Annotated in this window: 8 protein-coding genes and 3 pseudogenes; 2 read left to right on the top strand and 9 right to left on the bottom strand. The window is 36.0% G+C overall.

Annotation, left to right across the window (positions count from 1 at the left end):
• Positions 1 to 23: 23 nt before the first annotated feature.
• Positions 24 to 608, top strand: a pseudogene (locus P7F85_RS12705) (thiamine pyrophosphate-dependent enzyme); the annotation flags it as partial.
• Between the two features lie 166 nt (positions 609 to 774).
• Here P7F85_RS12705 and gtfB read toward each other — a convergent pair.
• From gtfB to P7F85_RS12660, 9 genes and pseudogenes are all read right to left on the bottom strand, one after another.
• Complete coding sequence (gene gtfB, locus P7F85_RS12700) at positions 775 to 2,121, bottom strand: accessory Sec system glycosylation chaperone GtfB (RefSeq protein ID WP_050969666.1); 1,347 nt, start codon at positions 2,119 to 2,121, stop codon at positions 775 to 777.
• On the bottom strand, positions 2,114 to 3,625 hold the full coding sequence (gene gtfA, locus P7F85_RS12695; protein ID WP_058714177.1) for an accessory Sec system glycosyltransferase GtfA: 1,512 nt from the start codon (positions 3,623 to 3,625) through the stop codon (positions 2,114 to 2,116). The genes gtfB and gtfA overlap by 8 nt, the downstream gene beginning before the upstream one ends.
• Positions 3,626 to 3,642: 17 nt before the next feature.
• The gene (gene secA2 / locus P7F85_RS12690) at positions 3,643 to 6,033 is read right to left on the bottom strand and encodes an accessory Sec system translocase SecA2 (RefSeq protein ID WP_072291911.1); all 2,391 of its coding nucleotides are present in this window, start codon (positions 6,031 to 6,033) and stop codon (positions 3,643 to 3,645) included.
• 21 nt (positions 6,034 to 6,054) lie between these two features.
• Positions 6,055 to 6,561 carry an accessory Sec system protein Asp3 gene (asp3, locus tag P7F85_RS12685; protein ID WP_081047736.1) on the bottom strand — a complete coding sequence of 169 codons (507 nt, stop codon included), beginning with the start codon at positions 6,559 to 6,561 and terminating at the stop codon, positions 6,055 to 6,057.
• 1 nt (position 6,562) lies between these two features.
• The gene (gene asp2, locus P7F85_RS12680) at positions 6,563 to 8,107 is read right to left on the bottom strand and encodes an accessory Sec system protein Asp2 (protein ID WP_046467512.1); all 1,545 of its coding nucleotides are present in this window, start codon (positions 8,105 to 8,107) and stop codon (positions 6,563 to 6,565) included.
• Positions 8,100 to 9,656, bottom strand: a complete 1,557-nt coding sequence (gene asp1 / locus P7F85_RS12675; protein WP_046467513.1) for an accessory Sec system protein Asp1 — start codon at positions 9,654 to 9,656, stop codon at positions 8,100 to 8,102. Before asp1 ends, asp2 begins: the two co-directional genes overlap by 8 nt.
• 13 nt (positions 9,657 to 9,669) lie before the next feature.
• Positions 9,670 to 10,863 (bottom strand): accessory Sec system protein translocase subunit SecY2, encoded by a 1,194-nt coding sequence (gene secY2 / locus P7F85_RS12670; protein WP_270251701.1) that lies wholly within the window; start codon positions 10,861 to 10,863, stop codon positions 9,670 to 9,672.
• A gap of 137 nt (positions 10,864 to 11,000) precedes the next feature.
• Positions 11,001 to 11,132: pseudogene (locus tag P7F85_RS12665) on the bottom strand (LPXTG cell wall anchor domain-containing protein); the annotation flags it as partial.
• A 36-nt stretch (positions 11,133 to 11,168) separates the two neighbouring features.
• A pseudogene (locus P7F85_RS12660) lies at positions 11,169 to 17,273 on the bottom strand (hypothetical protein); the annotation flags it as partial.
• Positions 17,274 to 17,580: 307 nt separating this feature from the next.
• On the opposite strand from P7F85_RS12660, the gene P7F85_RS12655 reads away from it, so the two are divergent.
• Positions 17,581 to 18,156 (top strand): hypothetical protein, encoded by a 576-nt coding sequence (locus tag P7F85_RS12655; RefSeq protein WP_345889770.1) that lies wholly within the window; start codon positions 17,581 to 17,583, stop codon positions 18,154 to 18,156.
• Positions 18,157 to 18,276: the final 120 nt, after the last annotated feature.

Below are 18,276 nucleotides of genomic sequence, written 5' to 3'. Positions count from 1 at the left end.
GAGAAAACTATCAAATCGATCATGAACCATTAACTCAAGCAGCTTATTTCAAAATGATGCAAGACTTCCTACAACTGGATGATATTTTAATTGTTGAACAAGGTTCTTCATTCTTTGGCGCCTATGATTTAGCTTTATATAAAGACAATACCTTTATTGGACAGCCTTTATGGGGGTCTATCGGTTACAGATTACCTGCAACATTAGGTACAGAAATCGTTGCACCACATAGATGTAACGTCTTACTTATCGGAGATGGTTCTTTACAACTGACAGTTCAATCATTATCAACAATGATCAGACAACAATTGAAACCAATTATATTTGTAGTTAACAATGATGGTTATACAGTGGAACGTTTAATTCATGGTATGAAAGAACCATATAATGATATTCACATGTGGGATTACAAAGCACTTCCTGCAGTATTTGACGGAGATAATGTAGTTGTCCATGATGTTAATACATCACACGAATTACAAGAAATATTTGAAAAAATCAATGCAAATGGCGATTGCATGCACTTTGTTGAAGTGAAAATGGCAGTTGAAGACGCACCAGCTAAATTAAGTGATATTGCTAAAGTATTTGCTTCACAAAATAAATAGACACTATATGATAACCCAAACTACATTCTTTAAATTATGTTTATTAAATCACCTATAAAATATTTTTCTATAGGTGTAATTAATTATGCCAGACTAAAAAGATTCTCTTTAACTATAAAATTAAAGAGAATCTTTTTTTACTTTAAAAGTCCAAGTTTAATGAATTTTAAGTTTTTAATTTTAATGACATATTAATCTTATTAATGAGTTTTTCATGTTCAATTTCATTTGCATAATTCTTCTGTAATTGTAATCTAGTGCGGTATGTTTTATGATTATTAGACATTTTTCGAAGCATTAATGTCAAATTATTAATATCTTTCCTCATAACAATATTTTCAGTCGCTGTGAACATACGATTATGTGCTTCATCATGCGTTGCAAATATCACCATATCATTTTCAAATGCTCGACCAACTGCATCCAATAGTTCATTACCTTTATTATTATCTAAATAAATGTCACATTGTTGATATAATGATTCAATTGTCTCTTCATTCGCCACTGGATACAATCGAACATTATCATATTTCATTAAATTTAATAGTCTATTAGACATTTCTGTAATAGCTGCAATATGAAATAGATATTCGCTATTACTTTTTACTAATTCTTCAATACAGAGCAATTGATCGGAATTTGTTAAAGTTAATATATTTCTAGTAAATTGGTTTTGTTTTCGGTAACTATAAAGATAGCCACCTCTAATTACTTTATCACGTTCTTTATCACCAAGCCCTTGACGAATTGTTAGATATTCATTTCTATTTGGTATCATTATTGAATAATTTCTATTTAACGATTTATCAAACATAAGTTTCATATTTCCTGGAATAGTACCGTGACTATTTTCTTGCCAAACGAGAATTCCCTTTCCAATTGTATTCATTCTATATAACGCGATAAAAGGCATCGCTAGTGAATTAAAGATAACTACATCCAAATCTACATTTAGTTGTTTTAAGTAATATATGACAAATGATTCTTGCGACTTAAAAAAATGTGTCTTGTTTTTCCAGTTTAATACATAGTCCCCAGTCACATAATTTTCATAGATAATTTCTTTGCCTAGGTGATCAAAGTACTTTTTCATTATAGATTTACCAGTTAAATCATAAATAACTTCAGCAAATTTAAACCCCTTCTTATTGTAGAAATCAGTTTTACGTAATCGTTGCTTATTATCCAACCACTCAACTCGGTTTACAATACGAGACTTGAAATTGGATTGATAGAAAATTTTACCTCTTATTTCCCCTAAATTTTTTATTTCACCCATATCATTTGTACTTGTAATTTCCCAGTATGTTGGCACCTCTACTTCATTAAAGAATAAAGGTTTATCACTTTGTTTAATTGGATTTTGAGCAAAAAATTGGTAAGGAGAGGTAACATCATCTGGTAAAAAGCCATCATCCTCTAAACAAATTGTCAAATGTTGATACCCTGCAAGTTTCAATGAACGATGTAATAATTGCGAATTAAAATGATAATTATCAAATATATTAATCATATAGCACCTCGTTAATTAGCATATTCCATTTTTCTACTATTTTCTGAGTTAAAAATTCGCTAGCAATTTCATATGATGTGCGTTCTGGATTTTTTGGTCCATTTTTAAAATATTTCACTATATATGAAGCTAGTTCATCAATCTTTTCTTCTTCATCTGCAGATTCTACATTTTCAGATATCAGATATCCATTTTCACCATTACGAATAAATGTTGGATTACCATAATTTACATTAAATCCTATCATTCCTAAACCAGACCCTACAGCCTCCATCAATGTCAAACCGAAACCTTCACTTTGTGAAGCAGATACAAATAATTCATACTTTGAATAAACGTCCTGCAAATTAACATGACCCTTTAATATAATGTAGTCTTGCGCATTATTTTTATAAATAATTTGTTCTATTTTATCTTTTTCTCCACCTTGACCGTATATATCAAACGTTAATTTAGGAATCTCTTTTTTTGCCTTTACAACTGCTTTAGCAATCCAGTCTACATGTTTCTCTTTAGCCAGTCGAGATGCTGTTATCATTGAATACGGTTGTCTTTTTTTCTCTGGATGAATAAGTTGATTTAAACTACCTACAGGAACTGTTCTGATTAATGGATTATCATGAGTATATTTAGAAAAATGTTGACTTAAAATACGATTTTGTAAATCGGTCGCAGTAATAAAGAAGTCAACAAATTTTGCATTTCTAAATTGATATTCATAGTAGTTATTCCACAATATATTATCGCCATCAGTGGCATTATCACTAAAATGTTCTGCATGAACTACCACACCTAATTTGCTAGCACCTTTATTTTGTAATACTGCTTGACCAATTTCTGTAGCTCTATCTAGGATTACGATATCTCTATTTGATAAATTTAATTTATTCATGAAATATGCAACAAATTCTGCTTTACTATAGAGCTGTGCATCATCAAAGACAAAGACACTTTCTTTATCATCTATATACTCTTTATATGCAATTGTTCCATCTTCATTGTAAAACTGTCTCATATATATCTTGGCATAATTTTGATATGGAGCATAATATTCAGAAAAAACTCTTGTATAACTAAAGAAATCTTTTCTTACTAAATAGCCTTCAAGAACAAACTCCACTCTATCTACATAATTTTTATCTGCATTTTTCATATAGCACGTTGCAAATGAACTTTTATCATCATCGAAATACAATCTTTTGATTTTACCGTTATCCTCTATTTGAGTAATTTCGTTATCGATTTCACCCATTAAATCATCTAAAGTATATGTTGTTGGTGCAATTTTTATATCACTAAAATATTGATATAACCAAATTACTTCATCATCTTTAAATCCTAAGTTATCAGTTAATGTTTGGATATTTTCAGAAGACATGAAATCTAAAAAAATAAATTTTACATTTCTATACATCTGTCTCAACAATTTAGCTCTATATGCTTGAGCATATTCAATTCCACTACTAGCCCAACCTATTCCAAAGTTTATATTATATACAGTCATCATAAACCCCCTTTATTTTATGGGAAATAAATCACAAGATCTCCATGTTTATCAAACGTTATAATACTTAAACATAAATTTCTTATAATATTTCTTTTTAATTTAATTGTCATAGCTTCATATGACTCTAATGCAACTTTATGATATTCATATACGGCATTTCTTTGACCATTTTGGCGATTATTGACGCTAGCTTTTAGTTGCTGAAGATAATCGACTTGTTCAATCCATGCCATATCGATTGCTTTGATAAATGATTTTTGAATGAAACGTAATATGAAATATGGATCTGCTGCTTTCTTTTGATTATCCTCAAATTGATGCATAAAATGTTGTATTAAAAAATCAACAATTGATTCTTGGTTATATACATCTATTCTTTCATTATTCGCTTCAAAATTGAAAGATAAATTTTTATAAACATAGCTAATTACATCTTTTTCATCATTTATATTAAAGCTTTTTAAATCGCTTCTAAAAACATCTTTCGCCAATTGATTATAATCAAATTGGTTTTTATCAACCATATCTAAAATACGATTTCTTTCTTTATATATTAAATCTCTTTGTACACTAATACTTTTTTCAAATTCATTAGCCATTTCACGTTGAACAATAGAAGTCTCTTCTGAAACAGTTTGTGCTTTATTTACAATATTTTTTACTCTCAATTGAAAAACTTTACTATTTTCCAAATATTCACTACTAGTTTGCTTCAACTTGTCGTTCTCTAGCAATTTAGATTGGCTCCACTTTTTAACAATGTAATCATTTAATGACACAAATATTTGAGATACACCGGGATCACCTTGTCGACCAGCACGGCCTCTTAGCTGTCTATCTACACGACTATTTTCCATATGTTCATTAATAATCACCGCTAATCCACCAATTTCATGAACACCTTGTGCTAATTTAATATCTGTACCACGTCCTGCCATACTTGTAGCCACAGTAACTGCTGCTCTAGTACCTGCTTCTGCAATCATTTGAGCTTCTTTAGAAACATTTTGAGCAATTAATAGGTTATTAGGTATATCTAATTGGAATAGATTAGCCGAAAAATATTCAGCTGCTTCTGCAGTTCTAGTTATTAAAAGAACTGGCTGAGATTTTTTATGTTTTTCAACTACAACATCAATGATGGCTTGATTTTTTTCTTCCATATTTGCGAATACTCTATCTTCCAAATCTTGTCTCTGAATAGGTTTATCAGTGGGAATCTCAACTACAATTTTCGAATATAATTCAAAAAATTCCTTTTCTCCTTGTTTACCTGTTCCAGTCATTCCTGCAAATTTGTCAAAGAGTTTAAATAAGTTTTGGAATGTAATTGTAGCCATCACACTCTTATCAATAGATAATTCAACATCTTCTTTAGCTTCAATTGCTTGGTGCAAACCTGATTGTAATTTCGTACCTGGAAGCATTCGCCCTGTAATTCTATCTATTAACACAATCTCTCCATTTGATACAAAATAATCTAAATTATAATCAAATAGATACTTAGCTCTCAATGATAAATTGATAATACGAACCAAATCAAAATTAAGTTCATCATATAAATGGTGCACTTTAAAGTAGTCATTTGCTTTATCAATACCTTGTTTTGTTAGCCAAATTTCTTTTTTATTTTTATCTAGTTTAAAATGTTGCCCATCTTTAAGTGTATGTACAAATTCTTTTACAATATCAAATAAATTAGATTGCAATCGTGGTGCACCGGATATAACAAGTGGTGTTTGGGCTGCATCTAAAATGATTGAATCAACTTCATCTAAAATTGCAAACTGTAATTCAGGTAAAAATTTAGTTCGCTTGTGATCTGCTAAATTGTCTGTAAGATAATCAAAGCCCAAACGCCCATTTGTAGTATAAATGATGTCATGTGCATATAGCTTTTGCTTTTCACCAGCTTCATATTCATAGTCTGGAATGTCTATAAATCCCAATGATGCAGTTAAGCCTAACCATTCATACAATGGTTTCATTTCCATGCAATCTCTTTTAGCTAGGTAATCATTAGTCGTAATTAAAAATGCTCTTTTACCTGTTAATGCATTTAAATATAAGGGCATCGTTGCAGTTAGCGTTTTGCCTTCTCCGGTTTGCATTTCTGCTATATTTCCCTGATGCATTACTATAGCTCCTAGTACCTGCACATCTTTAGGGTACATGCCTAATACACGGTAGGCAGATTCTCTTACCACAGCATATACTTCTGGTAAAATTTGATCTAATGTCTCTTTAGATTCCATTATTCTCTTTTTAAATTCTTGAGTTTTTGCTTTTAATGCTTCATCAGTATATTCAGAAAAAACATGACTCATTTTATTGATACTATTTAATGTTTTATTTAGTTTTTTTAACCGCATTTTATTAATAGTATTATCAAATTTACCTGTCATTTTAACACCTCTTTCTGAATTTTATACTTTATTGTGTCTGATTTTATCTATTGTTTTACTAATATCAGTTGATATAGTTGAATGACTGCTCTCTATATGTTGGTCTTCAATAATAATTCGGCGAAATTGTAAATGCTGAAATCCAGCATTCATTAATTCAATTTTATAAGAATAGGCATCTTTTGGATATTCAAACTCAATATCATCATCTTCGATAATCATAGTTTTAATTTTTTCACCATTCTTTTTATATAAAACAATCTTAAAATACACTGATCTTTCAGGTGTGACATCATAATCAAACCTAATTTTATAATTGTTTCCTTTTTTCAATAATGGTAATGAAGGCACTTGTTTATTTGTTGTATAACTTGATAACATGTTCCATTCATGTATCACCATTCCTGAGGGCATCAATGAATTGTCCATGCTGACAAAATTATTATTAAATTTTAGCTTAGCTCCATACATAAAAGTACTTTTATGTACCTTTTTCCAGGTGATATCAAATCGATTATTTTGATTCATACTACTCTCTCCCGAATTGATTATTTAAAATAATATGATAGAAGTTTACAAACCAACTGGTTATCGTTGCTGAGTCATCATTATGTCTACCAGGCACGCCACGTGTCATGACATGCGTTTTAGATTCTCCTAGCACAGACATTAAATCATCAAAAGCTATATCATCATAATCATCATTTTGCATATATGCGATAGCAAAAGTAGTATTTTCAACTTCATTTTGCTTAAATTTTCCCCAAAAACGCTTATTCAAATGATTGATATTTTCCTTACTAAATGTGCCTTCTTGAGACATCAAAATATCTAGTGCTGTTCCAAAATCATTAGGTCGCTTTAGTTTCATATTTTCAGCAATTCTACCAATATTCACTAATGGTTTACCAACAATCACAGCTCTTGGGTTTAATTGTGCACCATAGTATAATGCGCCAAATGACCCCATCGACAATCCAGATAATATCAAATCATCTTCTTTAAAATTTAAATATTCCAATGTTTCTTTAATAACTTTTTTTATGCTATTTTCATAGGTTTCAGAGCCAAGATAGAAGGATCCACCTTCGATTCTAGGGTCCCCAATAAGTAAAAATGGGGCATCTAGACTGTTCATCATAAAATATCCTTCAAACCCTTCTGCTGAACGATAACCACTAAAATATACATTTAATGGCGGCTTTAAATCACCAGGATTGAAATAATGTATAAACTCTTCGCCATTTTCATCGTTATAACGTTGACCACCCATTATAAATTGGCCCATCTCTGCACGAGACCACCTTTTATGGATCGCCCTAAGATGTACAACACCTGTTCCCTTTGCTTTTACTACTATAGAAATATTTGCATCATAAGGTCTTGGCATCAATTCCAAAGGCTGGTTTAAATCATCCTTTGTCAAGGTTATAACATCTTTCGTATGTTCTAATGAGCCAAATGGGATTAATCTAATTACATATTGGACATCAACATTTCCCTCTACAAAAAATTCTGGCCATAACTGTACCATCATATTCTTATCGTAAACTAAGTTTTGGTTCCAGCTAACAATTGGCGTATACGACTCTCCAAAATCTCCAGACAAAACGAGTTCCTTGTTACCTAAGTATTCAAATTCTCCTTCAAAATTAGGATTTACCTCTCCTTTAATTGGCGAGACTTTATCTCCGTATTGCTTAGTAAAAGCACCTGATTTTAATTTATGATGCAACTCATCTGTTGATTTATAAATTAATGGTTTAATAAATTTATATTTTACTCGAGAATCATTTTCGAATTGAAAATCCCAATATTTTTCATCTACATAAATCGTATATGGTTCTCCCACTATTTCAATAACTTTCATCAATTCTTGAGAATATGTTGTTTGAATAAATACTAAATTAAAGGAACCAACTTCATCTATTAAATTTTCAATTGCTTCTTCATAACCACTTTCAAATGTAAATAGTATTGGATCAAGATAATCGATGTACACGTTTTTTTTATCATGGAAAATAGGTTCTAAATCTTCTCCACCGATTTGCAATATATTAAATTTTCTAGCCATATAACTCTCCTTTTATCAAACGGTTCACTTCTCTTATTATCTTAGTCGAACTAAATTCATCTACTAATTTTAGGGAAGATGCATAAGAATAATTCCAATTTTTCAAACTTAGTAAGAAGTAATCTAACGCCTGTATCATATTAGATGAACTTGGTATTATTAACCCGTTTACATTAGGTGTCACATAATCCGTTTCTATCATATTAATTTGAGGTACTCCTGCACTGATTGCGCTAATTTGCAGATATAAATCTGGTTCATCACCCAAATCTATAACTACTCTTAATTGTGACATTGCTCTAATTAAATCTTCTTCAAATATGACCGATTCAATTTTAATTATTTCTATAAATTCCATTTCTTCTTCTAACACATCAGCCATTTCTTCACTTAAAGTTCTTTGTTCTTCATTATATAATTCATTTTTTTCTTTTACTATGTCTGATAACCATTTCGGTGTTTTGCTTGTTATATCTTTCATTAAAATAGTAACTCTATAGTTTTCTTTATTTTTAATATAACTATATAACTGATCTATTACAGGTTCTACTACATCTCTTGATAAATTATCTATCCAAAAACCAATATGCACATCATATAACTGAGAACTTATATTTGGGATTTTTTCAGTATCAAAGGGTGTAATTCTAGACATTTTCATGTTAATTGAATTGTTATTAGCAATAAGCCTACATTCTCTTTCATTTTCTTTTGTGTCAACTAAACAACTTTTTGCAGGTTGCATGGATTGAATTAAATGTGACGTTATTTCTCTATTTCTATTTGAAAATAGAGAAAAACATAATTGATTTGCTTCAAAATACCGTGTAATTAACTGATTATGTCTTCCATCGGAAGCAGCAATAAAATCGTCTGATTGTGTTATTTGATCTGTATAAAATTTTTCAACAATCTCTTCTATTATTTCCAACATATTTAAATATTTACTATGGTCTAATAAATCTTTAACTGGATTGTTAACTAATACTTCTCCTGTTATTAAGTTCTCAGTTAGAATCTTTTCACCCAATACATTTAAATAAGTTTGTTCAACTTCAGTATCATTTTCATATTTAATAATTGAAGATATAAACCCTCTATCGTCAAATATCATCTTTTGTTGTTGCAATCCATTTTCATATTCATGTATATGGAGTACATATCCCTCTTGATTAAACGTAATTTGAGAATACGTATTTTTACCTATAACTGCTTCTACCATAAACGGCGAATATACAAACTCTGTATATTTAGGCCAATTCAAATCTAAGTAATCAATAGCTCTAGGTAATGTGTTTGGAGCACTTTGTAACACATCAAATACAGACCAATAATCACTTTCAAATAAATCATGTCTATGTAAAAACAACCTTAAATTAGGTGAATAATTTAATACTAGTAATTTATATTCATAACCATTTTTCTTATGCATAGACATTAAGCTAATCATGTCATCAAAATCTGTTTTATCCGGCTTATAATAGAAGGGAAGAGTATTGTCTTTCCACAATTTTTGTCCACTATACCACGCTGGTATAAAATATCTCATAAAAAATTCCTCCCTAATATTTGTCTAATATGCTTTTATATCTATCAAAATAAGAATATGCTCTTAATGTTTCAGTTATACTTATACCAATATAAATCAATATAATCAGTTGTATTGAAAAGTATATTTCTTTTGAAAGCTCTGGAACCAATAATGAACAATATAAGGGCACTGCTAAAATCAATGTCACTGTAACTGAACCAAACCAGCAAATTCTTCTTGCTTTTTTATTTAAATATCGCTCAGTTTCTTCACCAGGACTAATACCAGCAAAGTAATTTCCATTTTTTAAAAATTCTTTAGATTTCCTTTTAGTATTGATCAAAAATCTAGATAGTAAATATCCAAAAATGATTTGTATTACAATATATACTGTAATACCTATGGGATTATCAAATCCAAAAATGGCTACATTCATTTCCTTATTCAAAAGTAAGCTTCCAATTAAGTTAATGACACTATTTAACAATAGAAATAAAGATAAACTTATCATTATAGATATACTTCCTGCTGGATTTAATTTCCAGGCAAGATATGAATGTGAAGTTTGTGTAGACATATTCATTATATCTTTATAATGAAGTCGATACTCTGATAATTCTATATAGAGAAGTATTAGAATCGCTATAACTAGTAATCCAATCACAATAAATAATGTTTCTGTTACATTTATACTAGACAGTTGTTGATGAAATAAAGATTTTATTAAACTCATTAATACAATTGGCATTGGCCCACCAATTCCATAAGTCGTATTTTGATCAGCTAACCAGACTAATAGTAATGTCCCTGTTAATAAAACTAATACAAGTAACAGAATATTTGTGCTCTGTATTATATTATTCTGAACATAGGTATGGATAACATAGTATGCTTGTATCGTTGCTATAAGTATTGTTAATAGCCTTTCCTTTATTTGTTTTTCAGAACGAGTCTGCTTAACAATATTATCTACATCTCTATAGTTGAATAGCATGATAATAATCATTGCTGTTAACCACGGGCCTAACCCCAATGAAAATACATTCAATGAGCTTAAATCCCCACCGACATTTGAAACAGCTAATTTAAAAAAGCTATCATGGCTGGATTTAATTGATTCATTACCAATGATAGAAATATTACTTCCAAATATGTATATAAAAAGAATGAACATTGTAAAAATAATTCTTTTGTGTAAAATCTTAAACTCTTTATTTCTTAACATTTTTCCACCTAAAATTCTTATATTTTAATATGAGTGCAAAGAGGCTAAAAACATAATTGATTTACTATCACGTAAACTTAATATTATGTCTTAGCCTCTTTGTTTTACTTCATATTATCATAGATTAAAATCTATAATTATTTTTTATCTTCTTTGTTTTTACGTGATCTTTTCATTAAACCTAATCCAGCAAGCAATGAGAGAACAGCCCCCATTAATACGTTTGTATTATTAGCATCATTGCTATTACCAGTTTCAGGAAGTTCTTTGTTCTCATCACTATTATCTTTGTGATTTGATTGTTGAGCTACATTAGATGAGTTTGTACTTTCTCCAGTTGATGCACTGTTAGAAGTTGCATGTGAAGTGACATTTGACGCACTATCTGATGTGCTTACTGAGTTTGAGTCAGATACGCTTGTGCTTGTTGATGCACTATCTGATGTGCTTACTGAGTTTGAGTCAGATACGCTTGTGCTTAATGACGCACTATCTGATGTGCTCATTGAGTTTGAGTCAGATACGCTTGTGCTTGTTGATGCACTATCTGATGTGCTTACTGAGTTTGAGTCAGATACGCTTGTGCTTAATGATGCACTATCTGATGTGCTTACTGAGTTTGAGTCAGATACGCTTGTTGACGCTGAGTCAGACGCGCTTACTGATGTAGAGTCAGATGCACTTACTGATGTTGAATCAGACGCACTTGCTGATGTTGAATCAGATGCACTTGTTGACGCTGAGTCAGACGCGCTTACTGATGCTGAGTCAGACGCACTTACTGATGTAGAGTCACTTGCACTTGTTGACGCTGAGTCAGACGCACTTGCTGATGCTGAGTCAGATGCACTTACTGATGTTGAATCAGATGCGCTTACTGATGCTGAGTCAGACGCGCTTACTGATGTAGAGTCAGATGCGCTTACTGACGCTGAGTCAGATGCACTTACTGATGTTGAATCAGATGCGCTTGCTGATGCTGAGTCAGACGCGCTTACTGACGCTGAGTCAGATGCGCTTACTGACGCTGAGTCAGATGCACTTACTGATGTTGAATCAGATGCGCTTGCTGATGCTGAGTCAGACGCGCTTACTGACGCTGAGTCAGATGCACTTACTGACGCTGAGTCAGATGCACTTGCTGATGCTGAGTCAGACGCGCTTGCTGATGCTGAGTCAGACGCGCTTACTGATGTTGAATCAGACGCACTTACTGATGTAGAGTCACTTGCACTTGTTGACGCTGAGTCAGACGCACTTGCTGATGCTGAGTCAGATGCACTTACTGATGTTGAATCAGATGCGCTTGCTGACGCTGAGTCAGATGCACTTACTGATGTTGAATCAGATGCGCTTGCTGACGCTGAGTCGCTTGCGCTTACTGACGCTGAGTCAGATGCACTTACTGACGCTGAGTCAGATGCACTTGCTGATGCTGAGTCAGACGCGCTTACTGATGTTGAATCAGATGCGCTTGTTGACGCTGAGTCAGACGCGCTTACTGATGTAGAGTCAGATGCACTTGTTGACGCTGAGTCAGATACGCTTGTGCTTGTTGATGCACTATCTGATGTGCTTACTGAGTTTGAGTCAGATACGCTTGTGCTTAATGATGCACTATCTGATGTGCTTACTGAGTTTGAGTCAGATACGCTTGTGCTTAATGATGCACTATCTGATGTACTTACTGAGTTTGAGTCAGATGCGCTTGTTGACGCTGAGTCAGACGCGCTTACTGATGTAGAGTCAGATGCACTTACTGATGTTGAATCAGACGCACTTGCTGATGTTGAATCAGATGCACTTGTTGACGCTGAGTCAGATGCACTTACTGATGTTGAATCAGACGCACTTGCTGATGTTGAATCAGATGCACTTGTTGACGCTGAGTCAGACGCGCTTACTGATGCTGAGTCAGACGCACTTACTGATGTAGAGTCACTTGCACTTGTTGACGCTGAGTCAGACGCACTTGCTGATGCTGAGTCAGATGCACTTACTGATGTTGAATCAGATGCGCTTACTGATGCTGAGTCAGACGCGCTTACTGATGTAGAGTCAGATGCACTTACTGATGTTGAATCAGACGCACTTGCTGATGCTGAGTCAGACGCGCTTACTGATGTTGAATCAGACGCACTTACTGATGTAGAGTCACTTGCACTTGTTGACGCTGAGTCAGACGCGCTTACTGATGCTGAGTCAGACGCACTTACTGATGTAGAGTCACTTGCACTTGTTGACGCTGAGTCAGACGCACTTGCTGATGCTGAGTCAGATGCACTTACTGATGTTGAATCAGATGCGCTTACTGATGCTGAGTCAGACGCGCTTACTGATGTAGAGTCAGATGCGCTTACTGACGCTGAGTCAGATGCACTTACTGATGTTGAATCAGATGCGCTTGCTGATGCTGAGTCAGACGCGCTTACTGACGCTGAGTCAGATGCGCTTACTGACGCTGAGTCAGATGCACTTACTGATGTTGAATCAGATGCGCTTACTGATGCTGAGTCAGACGCACTTACTGATGTAGAGTCACTTGCACTTGTTGACGCTGAGTCAGACGCACTTGCTGATGCTGAGTCAGATGCACTTACTGATGTTGAATCAGATGCGCTTACTGATGCTGAGTCAGACGCGCTTACTGATGTAGAGTCAGATGCGCTTACTGACGCTGAGTCAGATGCACTTACTGATGTTGAATCAGATGCGCTTGCTGATGCTGAGTCAGACGCGCTTACTGACGCTGAGTCAGATGCGCTTACTGACGCTGAGTCAGATGCACTTACTGATGTTGAATCAGATGCGCTTGCTGATGCTGAGTCAGACGCGCTTACTGACGCTGAGTCACTTGCACTTGCTGATGTTGAATCAGATGCGCTTGCTGATGCTGAGTCAGACGCGCTTACTGACGCTGAGTCAGATGCACTTACTGACGCTGAGTCAGATGCACTTGCTGATGCTGAGTCAGACGCGCTTACTGATGTTGAATCAGATGCGCTTGTTGACGCTGAGTCAGACGCGCTTACTGATGTAGAGTCAGATGCACTTGTTGACGCTGAGTCAGATACGCTTGTGCTTGTTGATGCACTATCTGATGTGCTTACTGAGTTTGAGTCAGATACGCTTGTGCTTAATGATGCACTATCTGATGTGCTTACTGAGTTTGAGTCAGATACGCTTGTGCTTAATGATGCACTATCTGATGTACTTACTGAGTTTGAGTCAGATGCGCTTGTTGACGCTGAGTCAGACGCGCTTACTGATGTAGAGTCAGATGCACTTACTGATGTTGAATCAGACGCACTTGCTGATGTTGAATCAGATGCACTTGTTGACGCTGAGTCAGATGCACTTACTGATGTTGAATCAGACGCACTTGCTGATGTTGAATCAGATGCACTTGTTGACGCTGAGTCAGACGCGCTTACTGATGCTGAGTCAGACGCACTTACTGATGTAGAGTCACTTGCACTTGTTGACGCTGAGTCAGACGCACTTGCTGATGCTGAGTCAGATGCACTTACTGATGTTGAATCAGATGCGCTTACTGATGCTGAGTCAGACGCGCTTACTGATGTAGAGTCAGATGCACTTACTGATGTTGAATCAGACGCACTTGCTGATGCTGAGTCAGACGCGCTTACTGATGTTGAATCAGACGCACTTACTGATGTAGAGTCACTTGCACTTGTTGACGCTGAGTCAGACGCGCTTACTGATGCTGAGTCAGACGCACTTACTGATGTAGAGTCACTTGCACTTGTTGACGCTGAGTCAGACGCACTTGCTGATGCTGAGTCAGATGCACTTACTGATGTTGAATCAGATGCGCTTGCTGACGCTGAGTCAGACGCGCTTACTGACGCTGAGTCAGATGCACTTACTGATGTTGAATCAGATGCACTTGTTGACGCTGAGTCAGACGCGCTTACTGATGTAGAGTCAGATGCGCTTACTGACGCTGAGTCAGATGCACTTGCTGATGCTGAGTCAGACGCGCTTACTGACGCTGAGTCACTTGCACTTGCTGATGTTGAATCAGATGCGCTTGCTGATGCTGAGTCAGACGCGCTTACTGACGCTGAGTCAGATGCACTTACTGACGCTGAGTCAGATGCACTTGCTGATGCTGAGTCAGACGCGCTTACTGATGTTGAATCAGATGCGCTTGTTGACGCTGAGTCAGACGCGCTTACTGATGTAGAGTCAGATGCACTTGTTGACGCTGAGTCAGATACGCTTGTGCTTGTTGATGCACTATCTGATGTGCTTACTGAGTTTGAGTCAGATACGCTTGTGCTTAATGATGCACTATCTGATGTGCTTACTGAGTTTGAGTCAGATACGCTTGTGCTTAATGATGCACTATCTGATGTACTTACTGAGTTTGAGTCAGATGCGCTTGTTGACGCTGAGTCAGACGCGCTTACTGATGTAGAGTCAGATGCACTTACTGATGTTGAATCAGACGCACTTGCTGATGTTGAATCAGATGCACTTGTTGACGCTGAGTCAGATGCACTTACTGATGTTGAATCAGACGCACTTACTGATGTAGAGTCACTTGCACTTGTTGACGCTGAGTCAGACGCGCTTACTGATGCTGAGTCAGACGCACTTACTGATGTAGAGTCACTTGCACTTGTTGACGCTGAGTCAGACGCACTTGCTGATGCTGAGTCAGATGCACTTACTGATGTTGAATCAGATGCGCTTACTGATGCTGAGTCAGACGCGCTTACTGATGTAGAGTCAGATGCACTTGCTGATGCTGAGTCAGACGCGCTTGCTGATGCTGAGTCAGACGCGCTTACTGATGTTGAATCAGACGCACTTACTGATGTAGAGTCACTTGCACTTGTTGACGCTGAGTCAGACGCACTTGCTGATGCTGAGTCAGATGCACTTACTGATGTTGAATCAGATGCACTTACTGACGCTGAGTCAGATGCACTTGCTGATGCTGAGTCGCTTGCACTTGCTGATGCTGAGTCAGATGCACTTACTGATGTTGAATCAGATGCGCTTGCTGACGCTGAGTCGCTTGCACTTACTGACGCTGAGTCAGATGCACTTGCTGATGCTGAGTCAGACGCGCTTACTGATGTTGAATCAGACGCGCTTACTGATGCTGAGTCAGACGCGCTTACTGATGTAGAGTCAGATGCGCTTACTGACGCTGAGTCAGATGCACTTACTGATGTTGAATCAGATGCGCTTGCTGATGCTGAGTCAGACGCGCTTACTGACGCTGAGTCAGATGCACTTACTGATGTTGAATCAGATGCACTTGTTGACGCTGAGTCAGACGCGCTTACTGATGTAGAGTCAGATGCGCTTACTGACGCTGAGTCAGATGCACTTGCTGATGCTGAGTCAGACGCGCTTACTGATGTTGAATCAGATGCACTTGTTGACGCTGAGTCAGATGCACTTACTGATGTTGAATCAGATGCACTTGCTGATGCTGAGTCAGACGCGCTTACTGATGTAGAGTCACTTGCACTTGCTGACGCTGAGTCGCTTGCGCTTACTGACGCTGAGTCACTTGCACTTTCTGATGCTGAATCTGATGCGCTTGTTGATGAACTTTGTGAGTTAGCTGTACTTGTTGACGCACTTTGTGAGTTAGCTGCACTTGTTGACGCACTTTGTGAGTTAGCTGTACTTGTTGACGCACTTTGTGAATTAGCTGTACTTGTTGACGCACTTTGTGAATTAGCTGTACTTGTTGACGCACTTTGTGAGTTAGCTGTACTTGTTGACGCACTTTGTGAATTAGCTGTACTTGTTGACGCACTTTGTGAGTTAGCTGTACTTGTTGACGCACTTTGTGAGTTAGCTGTACTTGTTGACGCACTTTGTGAATTAGCTGTACTTGTTGATGCACTTTGTGAATTAGCTGTACTTGTTGATGCACTTTGTGAGTTAGCTGTACTTGTTGACGCACTTTGTGAGTTAGCTGTACTTGTTGACGCACTTTGTGAGTTAGCTGTACTTGTTGACGCACTTTGTGAGTTAGCTGTACTTGTTGACGCACTTTGTGAATTAGCTGTACTTGTTGACGCACTTTGTGAATTAGCTGTACTTGTTGGATCAGTTACATTAACTTTTTGACCATTAAAAAAGTTAGTACCACCTGTCACAGATGTAGAGTACGGATCAAATGTAAACGATGTATCGCCCCCAGAAATAATAGGAACTGTCCATGTCGTTGTTAAACCATAGCCTTGTTTAGCTTGATATCCATTCATTTGATAACCATTTGACCAAGTATATCCATTACCTTGTTTAACCATAGGTGTTGTATTTGCTGCTGGATTACTAACCTTTGCACCTGTTGAGTCTGTAATATAGCTCGTGGCAGATGAAGGAGTTCCATATCCGTTACCTAATGTAAACATTGTTTGATTAGATGAACCTGTATTGTATATTGAATAACCATTTGGTAATGTCGTTGGTTTTTCAACTGTTGTTGTTGCTGGATTATCATATGTAACTGTATAAGTAAAAGTCATAGATGTTCCATTATTAACAGTAGTCAATTTATAATAGATAGGAATATTATTATTTGTATCGGTACCCGCACCTGTATAAGTATTTGTAGTAGATGTTGCTGCTGCTGCTGCGAATGTTGTTGTTGCCAATCTACTAAAAGTTCTTAATTTAGTTGCTGAGGTACTGTTAGACGACGAATCACTATTATTAATTGTGATTGCTGAACCTAAATCTTCACTTGTTGCACTGTCTTTACTTTCTGTACTTGCAGCACTGTCCTTGCTTTCTGTACTTGCAGCACTGTCCTTGCTTTCTGTACTTGCAGCACTGTCTTTGCTTTCTGTACTTGCAGCACTGTCCTTGCTTTCTGTACTTGCAGCACTGTCCTTGCTTTCTGTACTTGCAGCACTATCTTTGCTTTCTGTACTTGCAGCACTGTCCTTGCTTTCTGTACTTGCAGCACTATCTTTGCTTTCTGTACTTGCAGCACTGTCCTTGCTTTCTGTACTTGCAGCACTGTCCTTGCTTTCTGTACTTGCAGCACTGTCCTTGCTTTCTGTACTTGCAGCACTGTCCTTGCTTTCTGTACTTGCAGCACTATCTTTGCTTTCTGTACTTGCAGCACTATCTTTGCTTTCTGTACTTGCAGCACTATCTTTGCTTTCTGTACTTGCAGCACTGTCCTTGCTTTCTGTACTTGCAGCACTGTCCTTGCTTTCTGTACTTGCAGCACTGTCCTTGCTTTCTGTACTTGCAGCACTATCTTTGCTTTCTTTAGTAGATGTTTGATCACCTACAGTAGTGCTATTGGAACTTATTTCAGATGTTACAGGCGTTTCTGATGCAGCAAATGCTTCATGATTATTTAACATGTTGAAAGTGAACGCTCCGCCTACTACAGCTGACGTT

The sequence above is a fragment of the Staphylococcus sp. aM genome (assembly GCF_052975125.1).
The sequence above is the reverse complement of the archived record's forward strand: the minus strand, read 5'-3'. Positions and strand labels throughout refer to the sequence as shown.